The following is a 24,546-nucleotide window of genomic DNA, read 5'->3' as shown; positions in this document are numbered from 1 at the left end:
CATGGCTTGGAACTTACGATCGATCAGCGGCGCGGTCCGCGATGCCCTGCGCTTCCTGGATAAACTTGGCGGGTCCCCACCGGGAACCACCCGTGGGCCGGCGGCAAAACCCGCCCGAAAGCCTGCGGCGAAGCGGCGGCCGGGCCAGGCGCGTCCCGGCACCCCGGCCCGCTCCACAGGGGGCACCCCGGCCGCCGGACTGACCGGAACATATCCCGGCGACTTCCAGGGGCGGGCCGCCGTCCGCTATGCCCCCGCACCCAACGGCCTGCCCGAGCCCGGCGAAATCGTCTGGACCTGGGTGCCCTACGAAGAGGACTACTCCCAGGGCAAGGACCGCCCGGTGCTGCTGGTGGGCACCAGCGGCCGGTATTTGTTGGGCCTGATGCTGACGAGCAAGGACCACGACGGCGACTCCCGCCGGTCGGATGACTACGTGGACATCGGCACGGGACCCTGGGACCGCCAGTGGCGGCCCAGCGAAGCGAAGCTGGACCGGGTTCTGCAGATCAACGCGAAGGACATCCGGCGCGAAGGAGCGATCCTGGACGCAGGCCGCTTCAACCACATCGCGGCCGCGCTGCGGCAGCGGCACGGCTGGAGCTGACCCGGCGGACACCGTGCGCGGCGGCGGATCGCCACCCGCACTCGTGCCTGTACGTTGATCTCTGCTATTATTTACAGCTGTGTGTCCGTGCAGGTCGACGGCCACAGATGGTTGGTCGCCATAGGTATCCCCACGCCGCTCAGTCAATGGCCAATCTGAAAGCCCTCTAGACCATTTTCCGCATTGAAAAAGAGAGTTCACACGTGGCTAATATCAAGTCCCAGAAGAAGCGCATCCTGACGAACGAAAAGGCTCGCCTGCGCAACAACGCAGTCAAGTCTGAGCTGAAGACGGCCATCCGCGCCGTCAACACCGCCGTTGAGTCCACCGACAAGGATGCTGCGGCTGTTGCACTGCTTTCTGCCAGCCGCAAGCTGGACAAGGCCGTCAGCAAGGGCGTTCTCCACAAGAACAACGCTGCAAACCGCAAGTCGGCCATCTCCAAGAAGGTCAACGCGCTCTAAGGTTTCCAGTTCACTTGAACTGATGATTGTGGCCGGCACCCCATGGGTGCCGGCCACATCCAGTTAAACCGGTTCCGCAAGGGGCCGACTCCGCACCCGTTCTCGTACTACTCCGGTACGCCGCCCGCTGCCCGCTGCCGGGTCCGCGCCAGCAGGGCCGGCACGCCGCACCTGGTCCGGCCGGACCCGCAGGGCCAACACGCCGGGCCCAGGGTTCGAACGCGGGTGTCAGGAACTCCTAGCCGAGGTGGCAATCACCGTTACCGCATGTTCCACGGCATAGACAGGATCCCGGGAGAGGCCCTTGACCTGGGCGTCGGCCTCGGCGGTGACCTGGATCGAGCGGACCAGCCCCTCGGGCGTCCAGCGCCGGACTTCCCGCTGGGCCTGTTCGACGAGCCAGGGCTGCATACCCAGTTGCTTGGCGATCTGCGACGACGACCCCTGCGCGCCGGCCACCTTGGCCAGGGAACGCAACTTCGACGCCAGGGCAGCCACGATCGGCACCGGGTCCGCGCCGGTGGCCAGGGCGTGGCGAAGTGTGGACAGGGCCAGCGGGCCGTTGCCGGCCATCGCGGCGTCGGCGACCTTGAAACCCGTTGCCTCGACCCGGCCGCCGTAGTACTTGTCCACCATGGCCGCGTCCACGCCGGTGGTGGCGTCAGCGATCAGCTGGCTGCAGGCGGCGGCGAGTTCCGCGAGCTGCGCGCCAACCGCATTGACCAGGGCGTGCACGGCGTCGGGGTCGATACGCCGGGAGGCCGCCCGGAACTCGGCCGTGACGAAGGCGATCTTCTCGGCGTCTTTCTTGAGCGGCTGGCAGTCGACAACGGGCCAGCCCGCGGCCTTGATGGCGTCCAGCAGCTTCTTGCCGCGGACTCCCCCGCCGTGGCGGAGCACCAGGAAGGCCTCCGGTTCGGGCTGGACCACATACTTCAGGGCATCGGCGAGGAAGGCATCGTTCATCGCCTCGAGCCCGTCGACCTCGATGAGCTTTTGTTCGCCGAACAGTGAAGGGCTGACGTTCATGGCCAGGGACCCGGCCGTGTAGCTGCCGGCATTGAGCCGCGTAATTTCGACGTCGGGCGCCACCGCGCGGACCTGCGCGCGGATACGGTCCATGGCCCGGGCACCTATGTAGTCTTCCGGACCGCCCACCAGGACGACGGCAGCAGGTGTCACATCGCGCCAGGTGGCGGTGTTCGACGCCGAGGTCCTGGGCCGTTGGGTCTGGGCAGCAGCCACTCTCGATTCCTCCCGGAAGTTGGTTTGCGGACTCTAAGCGTCCCACGCCCGGACCGGTGCTCCAAGCCGCGGCTGACGGCCCGCCGGACGGCTGACCGTGCCGCCGCATGCGAGCGTCCGTCGAGGACGGCGACCACCAGTGCGTGTGCCGCGAGGACGCCACGGGCGGCCGCGGCAGGGTGCAGGGCGAGCCACGCCGCCGCCAGCACAGCCGCGGAAAAGATTCCCATGGTGGCTGCACCAAAGACTCCTTCCGGCCACGGCAGGGCGGCGCCCGGGAGTGCCGCGAAGAACCGGGCGACCCCCGCCACCGCACCTGCGAAGGCAGCAGCGGCGGCCATGAGGAGGCCCGCTGCGGCCGGGAGAGCGGGCAGGAGCACCACGGCGGCCGTGCCGAGGAGTGTAATTGGCGCCACGAGCGCTGCGGCGGCCACATTCGCGGGCAGGGTGTAGGCGCCGAACTGCGGCTGCAACAACACGATCGCCGGGGCGCAGAAGAGCTGGGCGGACAGGGGTACGGCGACGCCGGCTGCCGCCCAGCGCGGCACCGAAGGCGGCAGCCAGTCCATGATGCGGCGTCCGGCGACCACGATTCCCAGCGTGGCCAGGACCGAGAGCAGGAATCCGAAGCTGGCAGCCAGGACCGGCTGCGCCAGCAGCAGGCCGATGACGGCAACACAGAGCAGGCTGAGTCCGCGCCCCGCCCGGCCAAGAGCTACGGACGCGAGGCCGATGCTGCCCATGAGTGCGGCCCGCAGCACACTCGGATCCGGTCCCACCATGACGACGAACAGCGCCAGCCCCGCGAGGCTGGCCGCGGCGGCGGCCGCGCGCGGAAGGCGGAGCGTGCGGGCGGCGAGCAGCAGAGTCCCGAGGATCAGGCTGCAGTTGGCCCCGCTGACGGCGGTCAGGTGCGTCATCCCGACGGTCTTCATGGCGGCTTCCAACTCGGGGTCCAGGGCGCTGGTGTCGCCGGTGACCATGCCGGGCAGCAGCCCGCCGGCGTCGCCCCCGAACCTTGCCGCCGCGGCGGTGAAGGCGCGGCGAAGCTCCCCGGGACCCTGCTGCCAGGGCCCGGGTCCCCGCAGCAGGGTTGGCGCAGACGTCGCTGCCAGGAGTCCGGCCTCCGGCTCCCCTGGCGCGGCGGGACGGAGTTTGCCTGTGGCGCGCAGGAGCTGGCCCGGAACGGCGTCTCCCCAGGTGGCCCCGCCCATGACCACGATCCGTGCGTCCCCGGCGACCCTGTGGCCGCCGAAGGTCATCGCCGTCAGGATCACGGGAACTGCCCAGCGGTCCGGCAGGCCACCGGCACCGGGAATCCTGAGCGGCCGTGGGGCGCCTGCAATTTCCAGTTCCGCGACGACGGCCGCGCGGGCGGCCACAGCTTCTGCGATGGCGCCGTCATGCCGCCGGGAGGCCTCGACGGCGGCGTGTGAGCCTGCCGCGGAGGACAACAGCAGCGCCGCTGCCACTGTGGCGCGAATGCTGCGCGGAACCGCCTGCCCGGCGCTGCGGCCGCGCCCGCGGCCACCCCGCCCAATCCTGGCGCCCCGCTCCCTCGCCGGGCGGAGCCCAGAACGGCCGAGGATGACGCGACCGGCCAGGAAGAGCATGCCTCCGGCCGCCGCCAGCGCCGTGCAGAGACCGGCCAGCCCTGCAGGGGACAGCCAGTTTCCGGCAACGGCGGTCCCCCAGACAAGAAGTGCCGGGAGCACCAGACGAAGGTCCGTCCGTCGTGTCCGTTCGATCGGGCGCCGACGCGCGGCGGTGTCTCGCGCGGGTTTACCGGATCCGCGGATCCGGCCGGAGGCCACCGGATCCTCGTGCTCCGCACGCGCCGGGGAATCGACGGCCGCATCGACGTAGCGCTGCCAGCGACTCTGCGGGACCGCCACAGAACCCAGCGGGCCGGTCCGGTCCACGCCACGCCGTGCAGTGCCAGGCTGTGCAGTGTCAGGCTTTTCCATCTCAGGATTTGCCACGTCAGATACCCACCAACGGGAGCAGGGCCTCGAGCAACTTCGGACCGATCCCGTCGACGGCGTCGAGCTCCTGCACTGTCTTGAACCGCCCGTGCTGCTGGCGCCAATCCACGATCCGCTGCGCCAGCACCGGCCCGACGCGCGGGAGGGTCCCGAGTTCCTCAAGGCCGGCGGTGTTGAGGTTGACCTTCCCGCCCCCGCCGACTGGCCCCGTGCCGCCCGGACCGGAACCGGGCGCAGGTGGGCCGTCCGTGGGCGTATCGGCCTGACCGGGTTCGCCGCGGATGGGCACCAGGACCTTCTGCCCATCCTCAAGCACGGCGGCCAGGTTGAGCCGGTCCGGATCCCCGAGAACCGTGGGCCCGCCCGCCGCTGCAATCGCCTCATGCAGCCGGCTTCCCGCCGGCAGTTGAACCACCCCCGGGCTGGCCACGGCACCGGCAACATGGACCTCGATCCTTTCGGGCGCCGCGGTGGCCTCATCTCCCGGCGGCGCGGTTGACCTGTCATCCGCCGGATCGGGTGCTTCCTCGGCGGCGGGGGCGGAGTCGCTGAGAGCCACCACCTGCGCGCCGCCGGTTCCGGCCTGCCACCAGAAGCAGCCGCCCAGCACAACGGCAAGGACGCCCAGCAGGGCAGCGGCCTTAACCCCTGTCCTGGCCCGAAATCGCATAGCCAGCGTCGGCCTTCTTCCCCGGCCGTACCCGCGGGTTTCATCCGCATGGTGTGAAGGGCCGCCCCCGACGCATCGTCCAGCAGCGAGGACGCCATCAGCCCGGACCGGGACAGGGCTGCCGGGCGCCGGAACCTGCAACTCCAGCAGCCCCGCTGAGTCGCCCGGTTCCCGGCCCGGAGCCGGGGATTCGCCCGGCTCCGCAGTATCTTCCGCACCCCGGGCAGCCCAGCGCGTCGCTGCCAGGCGATCACGGGCAACCCTGACGCCTGTGGCGGATTCAGTTCCCGGGTTGCGGCGTGGCATGGAACGACTCTAGGCAGCCCTCACCCCCGCTGATACCGGGGACCGGGCGTATGTGGATATACCTGAGTAATACGCGTAGATCCGCGGCATCAGGCAAGTATTCCCTACGCTGGTGCCCGCCCGGACCCGGTGGTAACGTCTGCATCCAATCGAGAAGACTTTGCCGGCTGGGGGCAACCCTGATCGCCTGGAGGTAAATTTCAGGCGTCGAAAGCTGGTGTGCAATGAAGTGGTTGTTTGGGCCCGCGGCGGTGCTGGCGCTTGGCGGCACCATGCTGCCAGCCCCACCGGTCGTGGCAGACACAACGCAAGCCACCTCAACCCAGGTGGTCAATTTTTCTCTGGAAAGCAGTTTCTGCCCCCAGTACGGTCTGTACGGCATAGCGCATGTTTCGGTCGACGGCACGGCCGGAATGACTGCCGACCAGAATTTCATCTGGACCACCCAAACAGCCGCCACCTCGATCCATGCAGTTCCGCCGCAGGGCGCCGTCGCCAATGTCACGATTGTCTACCACTGCAACGTACAGGTGCTCTGGTGGCTGGAGCCCGGAAGTGCCCGCCGGGTGCAGGCCGCCCTGTGGGTCAACGGCTCAGGCCAGCAGCCCAGCTACACTATCGGGCCGAATCAGCCAGACCCCGGGCCAACCCCGCCGCCAACGACTCCGCCTCCCACAGCCCCGCCGGCCTCCCTAACGCCAACGACTCCACCAACGTCAGTGTCGGTACCCGCGCCCACGACGCCAACCGTCATACCGACCACCGAGCCAACGTCCGCGCCAGTCACCGTGCCGACGGTCCCGGAAACGCCCGCCCCGCCAACGTCCGAGCCGGCCGCCCCACCGACGGTCCCGGAAACACCCGCCCCGCCAACGTCCGAGCCGGCCGCCCCACCGACGGTCCCGGAAACACCCGCCCCGCCAACGTCCGAGCCGGCCGCCCCACCGACGGTCCCGGAAACGCCCGCCCCGCCAACGTCCGAGCCGGCCGCCCCACCAACCACCGCCCCACCAACCACCGTGTCAGCGACAATGCCAGAGACAGCGCCAACGGAACCAGCCACACCCGCGCGTACAGCATCGCCCACGCCCGGACGGACATCGCCCGTGCCTACCCCCTGAAACGCAGCTACAGTCGGGGGTTCACTTCTGGTAGGTGATGTATGCCTCGTACTGCACCCGCCATTTGTCCGCGGCCTTGGGATCCGGGACCGTGGTGGTGAGGAATTGAACGCTGGTCACTTGGCCTTTGAGGTATTTCAGCCACTTGGTCACCTCTTCGGCAACGTCGCGATCTAACTGGACTACGTGGTGCACCTGCATTGCCATGGCGGCCTCCGGATTCACTGGTTTCGCTGGGATCGGTGCAGTGACTTTACCGCCGCCGCCCGTTCACGGCCAGAGTCCGGCGTCCGCGCAGATGGAGCACATGGACCCGCCGCGCTAGTCGCCGGTTTCCGTCGCTTCGGAGGCAGCCCTGCCAGGGTGCGCTTCCCCGCTGTCCGGGCTGGCGACGTCCCCGGCGAAGGCATCGGGTTTCGCTGCAGCAGGGGTGCTGCCCTCCCCCACGATCACGGCGAGCACACCGAGCCCGGCGTGGGCCGCCAGGACTGCCGGGAGAGCGCTGATCTGGGCCGGCGGACATGCCGGTAATGCCACGGCCAGGCGCCGGGCAAGGTCTTCGGCCTCGGCCTGGTTGCCAAAGTGGTGCACAGCCAGCCGCGCCTGCCCGGCAGGGCGGCCGGAGGCGTCCGCGGCCACGATTTCTTCCAGGCGTGCGATGGCCTTCGCCGCTGACCGGACCTTTTCCAGCGGGATGATCCGGCCGTCTTCCACCGCCAGGATGGGTTTGATGGAGAACATGGTCCCCCAGAGCGAGGCCGCAGCCCCGATCCGGCCGCCCCGGCGCAACTGTTCCAGGGTCGGGACATAGAAGTACACTTTGGTGCGGTCCAGCCGGTCCTGCGCGAAGGCCAACACGTCGGCCGCGCTCCTGCCGTCGGCGGCCGCGACCACCGCGCCCTGCACGCCCATCCCCTGGGCCATTCCGACCGTCCGGGAGTCGAGGACCTCTACCGGCATGCCGACCCGTTGGGCTGCCAGGCGGGCGGCGTCGGCTGTCCCGGACAGCCCCGCCGAGATGTGAATGGAGACCACCGACTGGAAGCCACGCTCGCTGGCCTCCCGGTAGGCGTGTTCAAACTGCCCCGGTGACGGACGCGAGGTCTTGACGGGCTTGCCGCTGGCCAGGGCCACGGCGATGGTCTCCGCAATGTCGTCCTCACCCTCGCCGTAGATTTCGGCGCCGAGCATCACGGGCATCGGGACCACGGTGAGCCGGCCGTCAGCAGCGAAAGCCCGGACCCAGTCCGCGGGCAGCGCGGCGGCAGAGTCCGTGACCACCGCAACCTGCACGACGGCGGCGGGAGCCGCTTCGGGGATGCTGTCCCGGGAACCCTGCCGCAGGCGAACAAGCCGCTCGCGCAGCCATGGCCAGCCTGACGGCTCGCGGTGTGGCACGAAGGACCTCCTGCTGTGGGGACGCGTGGACTTACTTCTCCGGCGGGGGCACTTGTGCCCGTCCCATTGTCTGCGCTGGTTGACTGCACTGGCCGCCGGGATCAGCCGGCGGCCAGTGTCAAGCTGGTACGTCCGGCTAGGCCGGGACGATGTTGACCAGTTTAGGCGCCCGTACGATCACCGTGCGCAGGGCACGGCCATCGAGGGCGCGCTGGACATTTTCCGATGCCAACGCCAGTTCGCGCAGGTCCTCCTCGGAGATGTCCGGGGAAACCTCCAGCCGGTCCCGCACCTTGCCCTGCACCTGGACGACGGCGGTGACCGTGTCCTCCACGAGCAGTGCGTCGTCGTGCGTGGGCCAGCCGGCGTTGGCGACCGATGCCGGGTGCCCCAGGACGTTCCACAGATCCTCGGCGGTATACGGTGCAAACAGGCTCAGGATTACGGCTACGGCCTCGACGGCCTCGCGGACTGCTGGGTCCGCACCGCCGGCACCGCTGGCTGCATCTATGGTCTTGCGGGTCGCGTTGACCAGTTCCATCAGCTTTGCGACAACCACGTTGAACTTGTTGTTGTCCAGCAGGGCCTGCGCATCGGCGATCGTGCGGTGGGTGACGGTGCGCAGGGCACGGTCACCGGTGGCGGCATCGACGCCGGGTGCGCTTGTGACGTCCTGGCCGAGGCGCCAGGCCCGGGCCAGGAACTTCGCGGAGCCCGACGGCGATACGTCCGCCCAGTCGACGTCGTCCTCCGGCGGGGAGGCGAAGATCATGGTCAGGCGGACAGCGTCCACACCGAACTTGTCCAACTGCTCGCCGAGGTCGACGCCGTTGCCCAGGGACTTGCTCATGGCCTTGCCGCCGTTGAGCACCTGCCCCTGGTTCAGCAGTGCGCTGAACGGCTCGTCCGCCTCAATCATGCCGAGGTCGTGGATGACCTTGGTGAAGAACCGCGCATAGAGCAGGTGGAGGATGGCGTGCTCCACGCCGCCCACGTACTGGCCGACCGGCATCCAGTCGTTGATCTTCTCCGGATCGAACGGACCGCCGGTGTACTGCGGAGAGACGAAGCGCAGGAAGTACCAGGAGGAATCCACGAAGGTGTCCATCGTGTCCGTGTCCCGCTTGGCCGGGCCCTGGCAGTTGGGGCACTCGACATTGACCCAGCTTTCGACCGCGGCGAGCGGTGACGTGCCCTTCGGGGACAGGTCCTCGCCGCGCAGGTCCGCCGGCAGGGTCACGGGCAGCTGATCATCCGGGACCGGGACCTCACCGCAGGCCGGGCAGTGGATGATGGGGATCGGTGTGCCCCAGAACCGCTGCCGGCTGAGCAGCCAGTCACGCAGCCGGAAGTTCACGAACTTCTCGCCGGTGCCCAACTCGCGCAGGATTTCGATGGCCGCCGGGATGGCCTCGGCCTTGGGCAGCCCGTCGAGGCCGCCGGAGTTGATCAGGGTCCCCTCGCCGGTGGTGGCGATGCCCGTGGCAGCCGGGCCTTCCTCGCCCGTGTCCAGGACTGCCCGGACGGGCAGGTCAAAGGTCTTGGCGAAGTCGAGGTCGCGCTGGTCATGGGCCGGGACGGCCATGATGGCGCCTGTGCCATAGTCGGCCAGGACATAGTCGGCGGCCCAGACGGGCAGCTTTTCGCCGTTGAGCGGGTTGGTCGCGTAGCGCCCGGTGAAGACGCCGGTCTTTTCGCGCTCGGTGGACTGGCGCTCGATTTCGGAGAGCGCCTTGACCTGCTCCCGGTAGGCGTCCAGGGCGGCGGCGTGCTCGTCGGTGACCAGTTCGACTGCGAGCGGCGCGTCGGCGGCGACGACGAAGAACGTGGCGCCGTAGAGGGTGTCCGGGCGCGTCGTGAAGACGGTGACGTCCTTGGCGGCCTTGCCGCCGTCGGCCTCGATCACGAAGTTGACGTGGGCACCCTCGGAACGGCCGATCCAGTTTTTCTGCATCGCCAGGACGCGTTCGGGCCAGTGCCCGCGCAGTTCGTCCATGTCATCGAGCAGGCGGTCAGCGTAGTCGGTGATCTTGAAGTACCACTGGTTCAGGGACTTCTTGGTCACGGGAGTGCCGCACCGCTCGCAGGCGCCGTTGACCACCTGTTCGTTGGCCAGCACGGTCTGGTCCTTGGGGCACCAGTTGACCGGCGAATTCTTGCGGTAGGCCAGTCCACGTTCGTAGAACCGCGTGAACAGCCACTGGGTCCAGCGGTAGTACTCCGGGTCCGAGGTGTGCAGCCGGCGGGACCAGTCCGCGGAGATTGCGTAGCGCTTGAACGACGCCGCCTGGGTGTCGATGTTGGCGTACGTCCACTCACTGGGGTGCGCGTTGCGTTTGATCGCCGCGTTTTCCGCGGGCAGGCCGAAGGAGTCCCAGCCGATCGGGTGCAGCACATCGTAGCCCTGCTGGCGCAGGTAGCGCGCCACAACGTCGCCCATCGCGAACGCCTCGGCGTGGCCCATGTGAAGGTCACCGGACGGATACGGGAACATGTCCAGCACGTAGCGGCGTTCCTTTGAGCCGTCGTCGAGCGGCGTGAAGACCTTCAGGTCTTCCCAGACCTGCGGCCATTTGGCTTCCATTGCCGCGAAGCTGTAGGCACCTTCCTCAGGCCCCTCCGCCGCGGCTGCTGGCGATCCGGTCTGTGTTTCCGGCTGAACGCTCACTGCTGGCCTCTTCTGTTCTGTGCGGCCTGTTACCCAGGCCTGTCTACCTTCAGGCCTGCCTGCCGCCAGGCCTGTTCACCATCAAGTCTGCACTGTCACGGCCGGCTGCCCGGTCCTGACTCCATACTGTCCGTACGTGGTACTCCTGCTGTAACTTCGTGCGTTGCGGACCGGAATTTACCCCGGACACACAAAAGCCCCTCGACATGGAGGGGCCGCCGCTCGGCAATCCGGGGACTCTTCGGAAACGAGGTCTCGCCGGGATGCCGGGCGGCTAGCTAAGCAGGAGCACGGCGCGCATAGGACCACTTTAGCCCCTCGGGCTGGTTCGTGCTGAACCGACGGGCCGGTTGCGGCCCGGTAGTCGCAGTCGACTCGCGCTCCGGCGGCCTGTGCGGGCTGCTATGTCCGCAATTGTTACAAACGACATACCTATGGAATAGCGGTACTTACTGCCAATTGCCCGACGTATCGGGCAAGTAACTACGACAGAAATTCGGGTAGCTCGGCGCGGAAAACAAGTAGAAAAACAACGAACACCCGGGTGGCCGGCCACGGGCGCCCGGGCCCTTCCGCGAAGTTTGTTCGGAGAGCGCATTGTGAGCCTCCAAGCTGGGAGAAACCCGTGAAAAACCGTGAAGCAGGCCTAAAATTTTGATCTTGCCAAACGATTCAAATGGGAACACTATTCGATAAAGATCAGCAAGAAATGGGATCTCTCGGGGGGATTCGCAAATGGTCTCGGGTTGAGGAGCCTGTCATGTATCAATTGCGCAATTCTTCCGTGCATTTGCCGAAATCCCCCGCCGGCCGCACCTGCGACGCCGGCTCCCTGGAACAGGGCTAGCCATGTTCGGCTGGATCACCCGTTTCAGTATGCAGTTCCGCATCCTGGTTCTCGCCATGGCGGCCGGACTCATTGCCTTCGGGGTAGTGAACGTCCCCCACGTCGCCATCGACAGCATGCCCGAGTTCGCCCCGGCCCACGTCGAGATCCAGACCGAGGCCCTGGGCCTCTCAGCTGCCGAAGTTGAACAGCTCATCACTGCCCCGATGGAAGCCGACCTCCTTAACGGGGTGGCGTGGCTCGATGAAATCCGGTCCAAATCAGTTCCCGGCCTGTCCTCGATCGAGCTCGTGTTCGAGCCGGGCACCGACCTTCTGCGCGCGCGCCAGCTCGTGGCCGAACGCATGACCCAGGCCCACGCGCTGCCGAACGTCTCGGCGCCGCCGCTGATCATGCAGCCGTTGTCGTCCACCAGCCGCGTCCTTATGGTCCGGATGAGCTCCAAAGAGCTTTCCGGGATCGAAATGTCGGTCCTGGCCCGGTGGAAGATCAAGCCGCGGCTGATCGGCATTCCCGGGGTCGCCAACGTTTCCATTTGGGGACAGCGCGAACAGCAGCTCCAAGTAGAGGTGACCCCCACGCAGCTGCGTGACAAGGGCATCACGCTCGAACAGGTCATCAAGACCACCGGCAACGCAGTCTGGGTGTCGCCGCTGAGCTTCCTTGAGGCGTCCACCCCCGGCACGGGCGGGTTCGTGGAGTCGCCGAGCCAACGCCTGGGCATCCAGCACGTGCTGCCCATCCGAACACCGGAGGACCTGGCCAAGGTCAGTGTCGAAGACGCCGGATCTCCCATGCTCCTGGGTGACATTGCCCAGGTGAAGGAGGACCACCAGCCGCTGATCGGCGATGCCGTCGTCGGCCAGGATGCGGGCCTCCTGCTGGTCGTGGAGAAGTTCCCCGGAGCCAGCACGCTGCAGGTCACCAAGGACCTCGAGGCTGCGCTGAACGACATGCAGCCCGGGCTTTCCGGAATCCAGATGGATACGTCCGTCTTCCGGCCCGCCTCCTTCCTGCAGGATGCCGTGGACGGACTCGGCCTGGCGCTGCTCGTGAGCCTCCTGATCGCCGTGCTGCTCTTCTGGGCCCTGTTCCGCTCCTGGCGGGTGGCCGTGATCGCCCTCGTGGCGATCAGCACCACCGTCATGGCGGCGGGAGTGGTGCTCTACTTGCTCGACTCCACACTGAATATCTCGATCCTCGCCGGCATCTTGCTGGGCGTCTCTGTGATTGTCGGAGACATCGTGGAGGATGTGCAGGCGCAGCGGCGCCGGCCGTTGCGGACCACCGGGACCGAGACAGATGCCACCATCAGGTTCCGCATGGTCCAGCTTGTCCGCAGCGTCCGCACACCGCTGTTCCACGGGTCGCTCATCATGGCCCTCGCGCTCGTACCGACGCTGTTCGTCACGGGAGTCGGCGGTGCGTTCTTCCAGCCCCTCTTCTGGTCCCTGGCGTTGGCGCTTGCCGTGTCAATGCTGGTGGGTTTGTCCGTGACACCGGTCCTGGCATATCTCCTGCTTCCCGGTGAGAAAGCCCGGCGGGCGGACTCGCCCGGTGTTGTCCGGGCCAGGTCCACGTACGACAGGGCACTCGAGGGGGCACGTTCCCGCCGTGCCCTCGGCATTGTCGCTGTCGCCGTCGTTGGACTGCTGGGGCTCGCCGCGGCATCGCAGCTGGTCGGGAACCGGGCGGTCGTGCCGACGATTCCGGACCGGACACTCCTGGTGCAGTGGGACTCGATGGCAGGCACGTCCAACGACGAGGTGCGTCGGGTGGCGTCCAAGGCGTCCGACGAACTGCGGACCCTGCCTGGTGTCTCGGGAGTTGGCGGCCACATCGGCCGCGCCATTTCCTCCGACCAGGTTGTCGGGAACAGTTCCGCGGAACTCTGGGTGTCCATCACACCGGATGCCGACTTCAGCGAAACGGAGCAGGCGGTCCGTGACGTCGTCCAGGGCTACCCCGGCATCGCCCACAACGTGATGAACTACTCCCAGCAGCAGATCGGCCAGGAGCGCAGCAGCATGGATCCCGGATTCGCTGTCCGCGTCTACGGAACAGACTTGCCCGTCTTGCGAGAGAAGGCAGAAGAGGTCCGCAAGGCCATCGAAAAGGTCGACGGCGTGAAGAACCCGACGATCAACGCCAGCGCCATGACGCCCATCGTCGAAGTCGAGGTCAACCTCGAGGCGGCGCAGAAGGTCGGCATCAAACCCGGCGACGCACGCCGCGCCGCCGCCGCCCTGATGCAAGGCATCGTCGTCGGCAACCTCTTCGAACAGCAGAAGGTCTTTGAAGTGGTGGTGCGCGGCGCGGTGGACGTCCGGGATGACCTGACCAGCATCCGTGAGCTCCTGCTGGACACGCCAAGCGGCGGCCAGGTCCAGCTGGGCCAAATCGCCGACATCCGGCTCGTTCCCAATGAAGTCGTGATTCTGCACGATGACACCTCACGCCGGATCGATGTGGTGGCCGAGGTCAGCGGACGTCCGCTCGCGGATATCCAGCGCGACATCAACGCGGCGATCGAGCAGATCCAGTTCCCGCTGGAATACCACGCCGAAATCCCCACGAAGTACAGTGAACAGCTCGCCGGGGACGCCATGGTTCTGTGGATCGGCGCGGCTGCCCTTCTGGGAATCCTGCTCCTTCTCCAGACAGCGGTGCGGAGCTGGAAGCTGGCGCTTGCCATCTTCCTGTCCCTGCCGGCCGCGCTGGCCGGGGCCGCCGTGGCAGCGTGGATCGCGGGAGGCGCCATCACTGTGCTGGCACTCACGGCCTTTGCCGCGGTGCTGGCCGTTGCAGCCCGCAACGCGGCGCTGCTCTCCGCCCGGACGGATGAGCTGTGGCGGGCCGCCCCGCACGAGTCCCCTGACAAGGTCATCATGATGGCGGCCCGGGACCGGGTCTCGCCCATTCTGAAGGCAGCCCTGATCACGGTGGCGATCCTGATCCCGCCGGGACTCTTCGGCGGCGCCGTCGGCGGGTCCTTCCTGGGCCCGATGGCCCTGATCATCGTCTGCGGACTCATCACGACAACTCTCATCGGGATCTTTGTACTCCCCCTGCTCGCTCTCTGGTTCGGGCCCGGTTCCGCCCCGGAAGAGTGGGCCGAAGTGTACGAGGCCGAAGTTCCCGTCCAGCCCGTTACGCAGGAAAAGGTGGAAGCAAAATGACCAGCCAACAGCCCTCGCGGCGCCTGCCCCTGGCGGCCGCTGTATGCGCAGCACTTCTGTTCGCGTTGCCCGCATGTGCCCAGACGACGGCGGCGGCCCCCGCCGCCGTCTCGGCCAACGAACCCGCCAAGGTGGAGAAGAATGCCGCAACAGGCATCGCGAAACTGACGTTGACGGAGAAGGGAATCGAACGCCTCGACCTGAAGACCGACACCGTCAAGGCCGGAAAGGGTAAGGACGTCGTCGTGCCCTACTCAGCCCTGCTCTACGACGCCAGCGGAAAAACCTGGGTGTACACCAACCCGGCCCCGCGGGTCTACCAGCGGCAGTCGGTCACGGTAGCCAAGGTGGAGGACGGAGTGGTCACGGCCTCGGCCGGCCCCGCGGTCGGCACCGCAATCGTAACCGTCGGCGCGGCTGAACTCTTCGGCGCTGAATTCGATACGGCGCACTGACATGCGCCGGATTGTCGCTGCAAGCCTGAGGTTCCGGTCGATCATCATTGCGATGGCGGCCGCCCTCATGATCGTGGGCGGCGCGCAACTCAGCAGCGCTTCGGTGGATGTTTTCCCGGAGTTCGCACCGCCCCGCGTCGAGGTTCAGACGGCATGTCTGGGTCTCACTGCCTCCGAAGTCGAGGAACTCGTAACGGTTCCGATGGAGCAGGCCTTCAACGGCATAGACGGCCTGGACCAGATGCGGTCGAAGTCTGTGTCGCAGCTGTCCGCCATCGTGATGGAGTTCAAACCCGGGACCGATCTGCTCACCGCCCGGCAGCTGGTGTCGGAGCGGATGGCAACGGTCATACCGACTCTGCCGACCTGGGCCGCGCCGCCAATAATGCTCCAGCCGCTGTCCTCCACCAGCCGTGTCATGAAGATCGGGCTCTCCTCCGAGACCCGCTCCCTGATCGAAATGTCCATGGTTTCCTACTGGAACATCCGGGCACACCTGCTGCGGGTGCCTGGCGTGGCGAACGTTGCGATCTGGGGCGAACGGCTTCAGATGCTCCAGGTCCAGGTTGATCCGACCAAGCTGGCAGCCAACAACGTGACGCTGGAAAACGTCATGAACTCCACGTCCGACGCCTTGGACGCCGGCCTGCTCAAGTACTCCCCCGGTGCCTTGATCGGCACCGGAGGGGCGCTGGAAACACCCAGCCAGAGCATGTCCATCAGGCACGTACAACCCATCACGTCTCCGGCGGACCTTGCCCAGGTGCCACTGGAGGAACGCGAGGGACTGCCTCCCCTGAAGCTCGCCGACGTGGCAACCGTCGTGGAGGACCACCAGCAACTGATCGGTGACGCGGTTATCAATGGCGGCCCCGGACTGATGCTGATCGTCGAAAAGCTGCCGTGGGGCAACACCCTCGAAGTCACCCGCGGGGTCGAGGAAGCGCTCAAGGAACTGCAGCCCGGCCTGACCGGAATCGCAGTCGACACCACCCTGTTCCGGCCCGCCTCGTTCATCGAGGAGTCGCTCGGCAACCTGAGCCTCGCGCTGCTGCTGGGCTGCTTCCTGGTCGTCCTGGTGCTGAGCGTCTTCCTGTTCCAATGGCGGACAGCCCTGGTGAGCGTGACGGCGATCCCGTTGTCGCTGATGGCAGCGGCCCTGGTGCTGTATTGGACCGGAGGCACGATTAATACGATGGTGCTTGCGGGGCTGGTGATTGCCGTCGGGGTCGTGGTGGACGATGCCATCATCGACGTCGAGAACATCGTCAGGCGGCTCCGGCACCACCGCGCCAGCGGCGGGACCGAAAGCACCGCCCGCGTGGTCGTCAACGCCTCCCTGGAAGTCCGCGGCCCCATCGTCTACGCCACCCTGATTATCGTTGCCGCCACGGTACCGATCTTCTTCCTGGACGGCCTGACGGGCGCCTTCTTCCGGCCCCTGGCGACCGCCTACACCCTGGCGGTTTTGGCGTCCATGCTGGTGGCCCTCACGGTCACGCCGGCCATGGCGTACATCTTCCTGCGCAATGCCAAGCTGGAAGACCGCGATCCGCCGGTGGTCCGGGTCCTCAAGCGCTGGTACGGCGCCGCCCTGCGTCCCATTGTGAAACGCCCGCTCCCGGGCTACCTCGCGGTGGGGGCACTCGGCGTCGTCGGAATCATAGCGGCCCCGCTCCTGGGCCAGTCACTGTTGCCCTCGTTCAAGGAACGTGACTTCCTCATGCACTGGGTCACGCAACCCGGCACCTCCAACGCCGAGGAAGTGCGCGTCAGCCAACTGGCCTGCCAGGAGCTGATGACCATTCCAGGCGTCAACAACTGCGGGTCCCACATCGGTCAGGCCTTCGCCGCCGATGAGGTGGTGGGAGTCAACTTTGGCGAGAACTGGATCAGCGTTGACCCCTCGGTCGACTACGACAAGACCCTGGCCTCCATCCAGCAGGTCGTGGACGGGTATCCCGGCATCCACCGGGACGTCCAGACCTACCTCAAGGAACGTGTCCGCGAGGTGCTCACCGGTACGGGCTACTCGATCGTGGTCCGCGTGTACGGCGATGACCTGGACACGCTGAAGAAGCAGGCGGACAAGGTCAAGACTGCCCTGGCCGGCATCGAGGGTGCCATCGGAGCCAAAGTCGCACTCCAGGTCAACGTTCCGCAGGTGGACGTCGAGGTGAACCTGGACGCCGCCAACCGCTACGGCTTGAAGCCCGGTGACGTCCGCCGTGCCGCAGCCACCCTGGTATCCGGCGAAGAGGTCGGCGACGTCTACCGGGACGGCAAGGCCTATGACGTCCAGGTCTGGAGTCCTCCGGCGATCCGGACCAGCGTCACAAGCATCGAGAACCTCCCGCTGGACACTCCCAGCGGGCAGAAGATCCGGGTGGCCGATGTCGCCAAGATCACGGTAAAGCCCACTCCCAACGTCATTGAGCGTTCGGAAGGGTCCCGCCGCCTCGATGTCAGCGCCAACGTCAAGGAAGGCGATCTGGCCAAAGTCGTCGAGAAGCTCGAATCCGATCTCAAGTCCGTGGAGTTCCCCACCGGATACAGCGCCGAGATCCTGGGCGAATACGCGGAGCGGCAGGCCGCCTCGCAGCGGCTTCTCCTCTTCGCGATGGGCGCCCTGGTTGTGGTGTTCCTCCTGCTCCAGGCGGCATTCCGGAGCTGGCGGCTTGCCGTTCTGGGCATCCTGACGCTGCCGGTGGCACTGGTGGGCGGGGTGATCGCCGCGCACATGAGCGGCGGAATCCTGTCCCTCGGGTCGCTGGTCGGGTTCCTGACAGTGATGGGCATCGCCGCCCGCAACGGCATCCTGCTCATCAACCACTGCCAGCACCTGGAACAGTTCGAAGGCGTGCCGTTCGGCCGGGACCTGGTCCTGCGGGGCGCAGCCGAACGCCTGTCACCAATCCTGATGACCACGCTCGCCACCGCACTCGCCCTGGTCCCGCTGGTGGTGATGGGCAACCGCCCCGGCCATGAGATCGAGCACCCCATGGCCGTGGTGATCCTGGGCGGGCTGGTGACATCGACACTGGTCAACCTGTTCATCGTTCCATCGCTCTACCTGCGGTTCGCCAAGAAGGGTCCGGCACGTCATGACCGTCAGCCCCGCGAGCCGGAACCTGTATCAGCCGTATAGCAACAACTACCAACAATGAGAGGCCAGTCAGATGACTCCACTATCTAAGAGATTTACCGCTTACGGCTCCGCGGTCTTGCTGGTGGTGGCGTCGCTGACGGCGGCGACGGCGGCCGCGGCGACGGCAGCCACCGCGCCGGCGGCCGCCCGTTCGCAGGAACTGTGCGGCCCCGGCTCGGCAATCAAATTCAACCGCAGCGCCTTCCCGTCCAGGCCGGAGATTGACAACAAGTGGTTCCCCCTCGAACCCGGCATGCAGTACACCACCACCGGCAAAGTAGTCTCCCCGGACGGGACAACCACCCGCAAGGTTGTCAGCACGGTCACGGGGCTGACCAAGGTGATCGACGGGGTGAAGACCATCGCGATATGGGACCGGGACTACTCCGACGGTGAGCTCGCGGAATCGGAACTTGCCTTCTTCGCCGAGACACGGAAGGGCGACGTGTGGCTCTTCGGCGAATATCCGGAGGAGTACGAGAACGGGAAGCTTGTGGGTGCGCCAAGTACGTTCATCAGCGGCATCGACAAGGCCCAGGCGGGCATCGCCATGCAGAGCCACCCGCGCCTGAAGACCCCCGCCTACCCCCAGGCCTACGCACCCAGCGTGGACTTCCTGGACTGCGGTGATGTGTTCGCGAAGGACCAACGCGTCTGCGTCGCCACTGGTTGCTACAGCGATGTGCTGGTCATCGATGAGTTCAACCCGCTGGACCCGCCAAGCGCCGGCCACCAGCGAAAGTTCTATTCCAAGCACACGGGTCTGATCAAGGTCACGGCCGTGGGCGGAGAGGACCAGGAGTTCCTGAATCTCGTCAAGATCAAGAAGCTCAGCCGCTCCGAGCTGAAGAGCGTCAACGAGCAGGCGCTGCAGATCGACCGCCGGGGCTACACGGTCAGCAAGGACGTCTACGCGAAGACGCCGCGCGCTGAGGTGGCACGTGGCTACGATGGCCACCACTACCACTAACGGCCCTGCCGCTCCCGGGCAATACACAAAGGAGCCCCGGCCGGGATCTTCCCGGCCGGGGCTCCTTGTGCGCGCCTACTTCACGTCGTCGTCAACCCAGTCCATCGACTTGGTGACGGCCTTCTTCCAGAGACGCATCTGGCGTTCCCGCTCGGCCTGGTCCATTTGCGGCTCCCACCGCTTGTCCTCGGCCCAGTTGGCCGAGCACTCGCCCAGGTCCTTCCAGAATCCGACCGCCAGGCCGGCCGCGTAGGCTGCGCCCAACGCCGTCGTCTCGACCACCTTCGGACGGATGACCGGCACGCCGAGGATGTCCGCCTGGAACTGCATCAGGGCGTCGTTGGCGACCATGCCGCCGTCGACCTTCAGCTCCGTCAGCGGTACGCCGGAGTCGGCGTTGACGGCGTCCAGCACCTCACGGGTCTGGAAGGCGGTGGCCTCCAGCGCCGCGCGGGCGATATGGGCCTTGGTAACATAGCGGGTCAGGCCCACAATGGCGCCGCGGGCGTCCGAGCGCCAGTACGGTGCGAAGAGGCCGGAGAATGCCGGCACAATGTACACACCGCCGTTGTCCTCCACCGAGGCCGCGAGGGTCTCGACCTCCGGGGCGCTGCTGATCATGCCGAGGTTGTCCCGCAGCCACTGGATCAAGGAACCGGTGACGGCAATGGAGCCCTCCAGCGCGTAGTGCGGCGCCGCGTCGCCGAGCTTGTAGCCGACGGTGGTCAGCAGCCCGTTCTTGGAATGGATAATTTCCTCGGCCGTGTTGAAGATCAGGAAGCAGCCCGTGCCGTAGGTGTTCTTGGCTTCCCCGGCATCGAACGCCGCCTGCCCGAACGTGGCCGCCTGCTGGTCGCCCAGGATCCCGGCCACAGGAACCTCGCGAAGCAGCTGGGAGGTGTGCACCGTGCCATAGACCTCGGACGAGGACTTGATGGCCGGCATCATGGAGGCCGGGACGCCGAACGCGTCCAGAATCTCCTGGTCCCACGACAGCGTCTCAAGATCCATGAACATGGTCCGTGAGGCGTTGGTCACGTCGGTGACGTGCACTCCGCCGTCGGTCCCGCCGGTCAGGTTCCAGAGCACCCAGCAGTCGGTGTTGCCGAAGACGAGGTCGCCGGCCTCCGCCTTGGCCCGGGCGCCCTCGACGTTGTCCAGGATCCACTTGATCTTGGTGCCCGAGAAGTAGGTCGCCAGCGGCAGGCCCACCTTCTGCTTGAAGCGTTCTACCCCGCCGTCCTTCGCGAGTTCGTCCACGATCGGCTGGGTGCGGGTGTCCTGCCACACGATGGCGTTGTAGATCGCCTCGCCGGTGGTCTTGTCCCACACCACCGCTGTTTCGCGCTGGTTGGTGATGCCGACGGCGGCGATGTCGTGCCGGGTCAGGTTCGCCTTGGACAGGGCCGAGCCGATCACCTCGCGGGTGTTGTTCCAGATTTCAGCGGGGTTGTGCTCCACCCAGCCGGGCTGGGGGAAGATCTGCTCGTGCTCCATCTGGCCGGAGGAGACGATGCTGCCGCTGTGGTCGAACACGATGGCTCGGGTGCTCGTGGTCCCCTGGTCGATTGCAACTACGTACTGGTTCATAGTGACGTCCTTGTCTGTTTGGCGTGGCAGTTGTACTGACGGTTGAACGGGCAGTTAGTGAGGGATGACGGGGATGATGATCGGCACGACTGCTGCCACGAGGCCGCCGAGGCCGCCGCCAATGAGCGGACCGACCACCGGGATCCAGGAGTAGCTCCAGTCGCTGGAGCCCTTGCCCTTGATGGGGAGCAAGGCGTGCGCGATGCGGGGGCCCAGGTCACGGGCGGGGTTGATGGCGTAGCCGGTGGGGCCGCCGAGCGAAACACCGATACCGACGACCAGCAGGGCCACCGACAGCGGGCCGAGCCCGGAAGGCGTCCCGCCGAAGGTCAGGATAACGAACACGAGGACAAAGGTGCCGATGATCTCGGTGATCAGGTTCCACTGGTTGGAGCGGATCGCCGGGCCCGTGGAGAAGACGGCCAGCTGACTGGCGGGCTCCTGCTCGAGATCAAAGTGCTGCTTGTGGGCCAGCCACATCACGACGGCGCCGAGGAAGGCACCGGTCAGTTCACCGCCGAAGTACGTCAGGGTCGAGGCGAAGTCAACCGGAACACCGGGGGCGTACAACTTCTTGCCGTTGACCAGCAGGCCAAAAGTCACGGCCGGGTTCAGGTGCGCACCTGAGATGGAAGCAACATAGACACCGGAGAAGACGGCAAGGCCCCACCCCCAGGTGACCATGAGGAACCCGCCGTTATTGCCCTTGGTGCCTTTGAGCGCAACGTTGGCCACAACGCCGCAACCCAGCAGGGTCAGCATGGCGGTACCGAATAATTCGGATAGGAAAACTATTCCAAGAGACATCTTTGACTCCTCTATTTTCTGTTGTCGGCCTCCGCGAGTTTGGAAGCCGTTGGGCCGGCAGCATGTTCGTGCTGCCGGCCGGCCACTGCGCCGGCCGCCAGGGCGGACCGCGCAGTGCTTGCACCCGGGCTTCCCTGCCCGGGCACGCAAGCAATATCAGGCGACCAGGCTGTGGACCCGGACACCGTGGAACCGCTGTAGCACCTCCTGTGCGTGGCTGATCTCTGAGGCCCGGCGTGCCGCGTCCCAGCCGAGCGGTCCGGAAAGGATGTCCGCGACTTCGTTGAGCAGTTCCCCTGTCACCAGGCCGCGAAAGGCCAGGGACGTGCGGCGGATGAGGACGTCCACGAGGTGCCCGATCTGCTCATGGGCGGCCATGAACTCCAGTTCCCGGGTGCTCAGCTCGCGGGTGGAATGCAGCAGCCGGTCCGGCTCGCCGGCCGCGGCCCCGTCCAGGAAGCGGATGACTTCTTCGGCACGGGTCCCGTAGCGGGTCAGCAGCCCGGTGACGCGGGCGGCGTCGCGGCCGGCCGACATGTGGGCCTTGATCCAGCGCTGGACGCCGTCCTCGCTGTCCGGGAAGCCGGCGCCGCCGCCGATGGCGAGCTTCGCCGTCGAAACCTTCCGTTCCATACCGAGTTCGGCCAGGACGTCGTTGCTCAGGTGCTCGGCGAGGGCCCGGAACGTGGTCCACTTGCCGCCGACGAGGCTGAGGACGGCGCCGCCCGCCGCCGCACGGCGTTCGATCCGGTAGTCCCTGCTGACGAAGCCGGGCTGGGTCGCGTCGTGCTTCGGAAGCGGCCGAACACCGGAGAACGAGTAGACAATCTGGTCCCGGCCCACCGGGATGTCCGGGAACACGTGGCCGATCAGGTCAAAGAAGTAGTCGATTTCCGCTTCGGTGCACACGGCGTCCTGGGCCATGTCGGCGTCGACGTCGGTGGTGCCGACCAGGACGCGGTCCCCCATCGGGTAGATCAGTACGATCCGGCCGTCGGTGTGCTCGAAGAAGATTTCGCGGCCGTTGCACGCCGCGAGCAGCTCCGGATGGTCCAGCACGATGTGCGAACCCTTGGTTCCGCCCATGAACGACGACGCCGCCCCCATGGCCTCGTTGGTCAGGTCGACCCAGGCGCCGGTGGTGTTCACGACAACGTCGGCAGTGAAGTCGAACACCTCACCGGTCAGTTCATCGCGCAGCTGGACAGTGGTTCCGGGGGTGCTGGGGGTTCCGGGGGTTCCGGAGCCGCCCAGCGAGACCAGGGAGACGTAGTTGCTGGCGCGGGCGTGGCCGTCCGCGCCGGCGGCCTTCTCGCCGTCCTGGAGCACGTCGAGGGTGAGGCGCTCGGGGTTGTGGACGGAGGCGTCGAAGTACGTGGCCGCGTACTTGATCCCGGGGTGCAGGCGGGGCAGCTCGGCGAGGGCGCGTTTGCGTCCGCGGAACTGGTGGCGCGGAACCGTGCCGCCGTCGCGGGAGAAGAAGTCGTACATGCTCAGGCCGAGCTTGATCAGGAACGCCCCGCGTTCGGTGTGCTTGCCCTGCTTGTGGGTCAGGAAGCGCATGGGGGCGGCCAGGACCCCGGAGAAGGTGCTGAAGATCGGGATCGTGGTCTGCAGCGGCTTGACGTAGTGCGGCGCGATCCGCAGAAGCCTGTTGCGCTCGGTCACCGACTCCTGGACCAGGCGGAACTCGCCGTTTTCGAGGTACCGGATACCGCCGTGGATCATGTGGGAAGAGGCGCCGCTGGCACCCTGGCAGTAATCGCCGCGCTCAACGAGCGCCACATCCACGCCCTGCAGCGCCAGGTCACGGAACGTTCCGACCCCGTTGATTCCGCCTCCGATGATCAGAACCTGCGCGTGCCGCCGCGTCCGCAGCTTCTGCACCGAGGCGCGATCGTTCGCCGGTGTGCCGACTGAGTCCTTCTGTCCCAAAATTGCTCCCTTGGGTTTGATTCTGTGCGGCACGCCCGTGGCGCGGCGCCGTTCAACACTATTCTTTGGACTAATGGAAAATGGAGTCAAGCACTATGCACAAACGTGCAGATGGGAAATGTCATGATGCAATCACGCCAGTCCGACGCCCTCCGCGCGGCCCAGCTGTATTACCTGCAGGACCTGACCATGGACGCCATCGCCCGCGAGCTCCGGACGTCCCGGTCCACGGTTTCCCGGCTGTTGTCCGCGGCGCGCGATTCGGGTCTCGTGCAGATCCAGATCCGCAGCCCGCTGGACACCGGGCCCGAACTCGAGGGCATGATCCGCGCCGAATACAAGGTGGATGTCCATGTCGTTCCGGTGGTGGACACCCTCAATGAGGCGGAAACACTGGACCGTGTGGCCATGCAGGCTGCCCGGACGATCGGACCGCTGGTGGACTCCAACGCCATCATCGGCGTCGCATGGGGCTCCACCCTGAGCGCCGTGAGCCGGCACCTGACGCGCAAGATCACCCACGACAGCGTGATCGTCCAGCTCAACGGCGCCGGGAACATGCAGACCACCGGCATCACCTATGCCTCGGACATCATGAGGCGGTTCGGGAGCGCCTACGGAGCACGGGTGGAACAGTTTCCCGTGCCGGCCTTCTTCGACCACGCCGCGACCAAAAGGGCAATGTGGAATGAGCGGAGTGTTCAGCGGATCCTGGAGCTGCAGGCCCGGATGAGCATCGCGATCTTTGGTGTCGGATCGGTTGACGCCGACTACCCCAGCCACGTCTACGCCGGCGGCTACCTCGATGAAGACGACCTGAACGTCCTGGCGAACTCCGATGTGGTGGGCGATGTTGCCACGGTGTTTTTCCGCGCCGACGGGTCCTCGGACGGCATCACGCTCAACGCGCGCTCCACCGGCCCGGACCTGGCCCAGCTCCGCCAGGTCCGGCGCCGCATCTGCGTGGTGTCCGGTGCTTCCAAAATCAACGGGCTCAGGGGCGCGCTGGCGGCAGGACTGGCCACCGACCTGATCCTGGACGAGGCCAGCGCCCGCAGGCTCGTCCGGTTCGACGGACTGGGCTGAGCGGTTGCGGGCACCGTGACCGGCGCGGCCGGCGGCAACGGCGGTCCGGCACTCGCCAGCGCCAG

Annotated in this window: 16 protein-coding genes; 7 read left to right on the top strand and 9 right to left on the bottom strand. The window is 66.8% G+C overall.

Annotated features, from left to right (window positions below; genetic code table 11):
• Window position 1: 1 nt before the first annotated feature.
• Window positions 2-607 carry a type II toxin-antitoxin system PemK/MazF family toxin gene (locus tag AC1DFR_RS00265; RefSeq protein ID WP_476872436.1) on the top strand — a complete coding sequence of 202 codons (606 nt, stop codon included), beginning with the start codon at window positions 2-4 and terminating at the stop codon, window positions 605-607.
• A 203-nt stretch (window positions 608-810) separates the two neighbouring features.
• On the top strand, window positions 811-1,071 hold the full coding sequence (gene rpsT / locus AC1DFR_RS00260) for a 30S ribosomal protein S20 (protein ID WP_018773112.1): 261 nt from the start codon (window positions 811-813) through the stop codon (window positions 1,069-1,071).
• A gap of 228 nt (window positions 1,072-1,299) precedes the next feature.
• On the opposite strand, the gene holA is transcribed toward rpsT, so the two are convergent.
• The 6 genes from holA to leuS all read right to left on the bottom strand — a co-directional run bounded on the left by holA (window position 1,300) and on the right by leuS (window position 10,464).
• Window positions 1,300-2,316, bottom strand: coding sequence for a DNA polymerase III subunit delta (gene holA / locus AC1DFR_RS00255; protein WP_028276695.1), 1,017 nt, complete (start codon window positions 2,314-2,316; stop codon window positions 1,300-1,302).
• Entirely contained in the window at window positions 2,250-4,283 is a 2,034-nt protein-coding gene (locus tag AC1DFR_RS00250; RefSeq protein ID WP_476872435.1) for a ComEC/Rec2 family competence protein, read from the bottom strand. Before AC1DFR_RS00250 ends, holA begins: the two co-directional genes overlap by 67 nt.
• 16 nt (window positions 4,284-4,299) lie before the next feature.
• Window positions 4,300-4,971: a ComEA family DNA-binding protein gene (locus AC1DFR_RS00245; protein WP_476872434.1), complete on the bottom strand. Its 672-nt coding sequence runs from the start codon at window positions 4,969-4,971 to the stop codon at window positions 4,300-4,302.
• 1,448 nt (window positions 4,972-6,419) lie between these two features.
• Window positions 6,420-6,605, bottom strand: a complete 186-nt coding sequence (locus tag AC1DFR_RS00240) for a hypothetical protein (RefSeq protein WP_028276445.1) — start codon at window positions 6,603-6,605, stop codon at window positions 6,420-6,422.
• Window positions 6,606-6,719: 114 nt separating this feature from the next.
• Window positions 6,720-7,796: a DegV family protein gene (locus AC1DFR_RS00235; protein WP_476872433.1), complete on the bottom strand. Its 1,077-nt coding sequence runs from the start codon at window positions 7,794-7,796 to the stop codon at window positions 6,720-6,722.
• A 136-nt stretch (window positions 7,797-7,932) separates the two neighbouring features.
• Complete coding sequence (gene leuS, locus AC1DFR_RS00230) at window positions 7,933-10,464, bottom strand: leucine--tRNA ligase (RefSeq protein ID WP_476872432.1); 2,532 nt, start codon at window positions 10,462-10,464, stop codon at window positions 7,933-7,935.
• 876 nt (window positions 10,465-11,340) lie between these two features.
• Here leuS and AC1DFR_RS00225 point away from each other — a divergent pair.
• The 4 genes from AC1DFR_RS00225 to AC1DFR_RS00210 are packed head-to-tail and all read left to right on the top strand — an operon-like array spanning window position 11,341 to window position 19,063.
• Entirely contained in the window at window positions 11,341-14,490 is a 3,150-nt protein-coding gene (locus AC1DFR_RS00225) for an efflux RND transporter permease subunit (RefSeq protein ID WP_476872431.1), read from the top strand.
• Complete coding sequence (locus tag AC1DFR_RS00220) at window positions 14,487-14,945, top strand: hypothetical protein (protein WP_230008548.1); 459 nt, start codon at window positions 14,487-14,489, stop codon at window positions 14,943-14,945. Before AC1DFR_RS00225 ends, AC1DFR_RS00220 begins: the two co-directional genes overlap by 4 nt.
• 1 nt (window position 14,946) lies before the next feature.
• Window positions 14,947-18,093: an efflux RND transporter permease subunit gene (locus AC1DFR_RS00215; RefSeq protein WP_476849284.1), complete on the top strand. Its 3,147-nt coding sequence runs from the start codon at window positions 14,947-14,949 to the stop codon at window positions 18,091-18,093.
• 31 nt (window positions 18,094-18,124) lie between these two features.
• Window positions 18,125-19,063: a hypothetical protein gene (locus AC1DFR_RS00210; protein ID WP_476870907.1), complete on the top strand. Its 939-nt coding sequence runs from the start codon at window positions 18,125-18,127 to the stop codon at window positions 19,061-19,063.
• Between the two features lie 75 nt (window positions 19,064-19,138).
• Here AC1DFR_RS00210 and glpK read toward each other — a convergent pair whose 3' ends face one another.
• The 3 genes from glpK to AC1DFR_RS00195 all read right to left on the bottom strand — a co-directional run bounded on the left by glpK (window position 19,139) and on the right by AC1DFR_RS00195 (window position 23,395).
• Window positions 19,139-20,653, bottom strand: a complete 1,515-nt coding sequence (gene glpK, locus AC1DFR_RS00205) for a glycerol kinase GlpK (RefSeq protein ID WP_476857067.1) — start codon at window positions 20,651-20,653, stop codon at window positions 19,139-19,141.
• 54 nt (window positions 20,654-20,707) lie between these two features.
• Entirely contained in the window at window positions 20,708-21,460 is a 753-nt protein-coding gene (locus tag AC1DFR_RS00200) for an MIP/aquaporin family protein (RefSeq protein ID WP_476857068.1), read from the bottom strand.
• 156 nt (window positions 21,461-21,616) lie between these two features.
• Entirely contained in the window at window positions 21,617-23,395 is a 1,779-nt protein-coding gene (locus AC1DFR_RS00195; protein WP_476872430.1) for a glycerol-3-phosphate dehydrogenase/oxidase, read from the bottom strand.
• A 123-nt stretch (window positions 23,396-23,518) separates the two neighbouring features.
• Here AC1DFR_RS00195 and AC1DFR_RS00190 point away from each other — a divergent pair, with 123 nt between their 5' ends.
• Complete coding sequence (locus AC1DFR_RS00190) at window positions 23,519-24,481, top strand: sugar-binding transcriptional regulator (RefSeq protein ID WP_476849289.1); 963 nt, start codon at window positions 23,519-23,521, stop codon at window positions 24,479-24,481.
• Window positions 24,482-24,546 lie beyond the last annotated feature (65 nt).

This window comes from Arthrobacter sp. 05T410 (assembly GCF_056396505.1).
Note: the sequence above shows the minus strand (reverse complement) of the source record. Positions and strands in the feature narration are given on the sequence as shown.

What these genes read in the sequence shown, in the direction of transcription:
- AC1DFR_RS00240 (WP_028276445.1), bottom strand. Translation starts at nt 6,605, where the DNA reads ATGGCAATGCAGGTGCACCACGTAGTCCAGTTAGATCGCGACGTTGCC.
- AC1DFR_RS00215 (WP_476849284.1), top strand. Translation starts at nt 14,947, where the DNA reads ATGCGCCGGATTGTCGCTGCAAGCCTGAGGTTCCGGTCGATCATCATT.
- AC1DFR_RS00265 (WP_476872436.1), top strand. Translation starts at nt 2, where the DNA reads ATGGCTTGGAACTTACGATCGATCAGCGGCGCGGTCCGCGATGCCCTG.
- AC1DFR_RS00200 (WP_476857068.1), bottom strand. Translation starts at nt 21,460, where the DNA reads ATGTCTCTTGGAATAGTTTTCCTATCCGAATTATTCGGTACCGCCATG.
- glpK (WP_476857067.1), bottom strand. Translation starts at nt 20,653, where the DNA reads ATGAACCAGTACGTAGTTGCAATCGACCAGGGGACCACGAGCACCCGA.
- AC1DFR_RS00225 (WP_476872431.1), top strand. Translation starts at nt 11,341, where the DNA reads ATGCAGTTCCGCATCCTGGTTCTCGCCATGGCGGCCGGACTCATTGCC.
- AC1DFR_RS00245 (WP_476872434.1), bottom strand. Translation starts at nt 4,971, where the DNA reads ATGCGATTTCGGGCCAGGACAGGGGTTAAGGCCGCTGCCCTGCTGGGC.
- AC1DFR_RS00250 (WP_476872435.1), bottom strand. Translation starts at nt 4,283, where the DNA reads ATGGAAAAGCCTGACACTGCACAGCCTGGCACTGCACGGCGTGGCGTG.
- AC1DFR_RS00220 (WP_230008548.1), top strand. Translation starts at nt 14,487, where the DNA reads ATGACCAGCCAACAGCCCTCGCGGCGCCTGCCCCTGGCGGCCGCTGTA.
- AC1DFR_RS00190 (WP_476849289.1), top strand. Translation starts at nt 23,519, where the DNA reads ATGATGCAATCACGCCAGTCCGACGCCCTCCGCGCGGCCCAGCTGTAT.
- AC1DFR_RS00210 (WP_476870907.1), top strand. Translation starts at nt 18,125, where the DNA reads ATGACTCCACTATCTAAGAGATTTACCGCTTACGGCTCCGCGGTCTTG.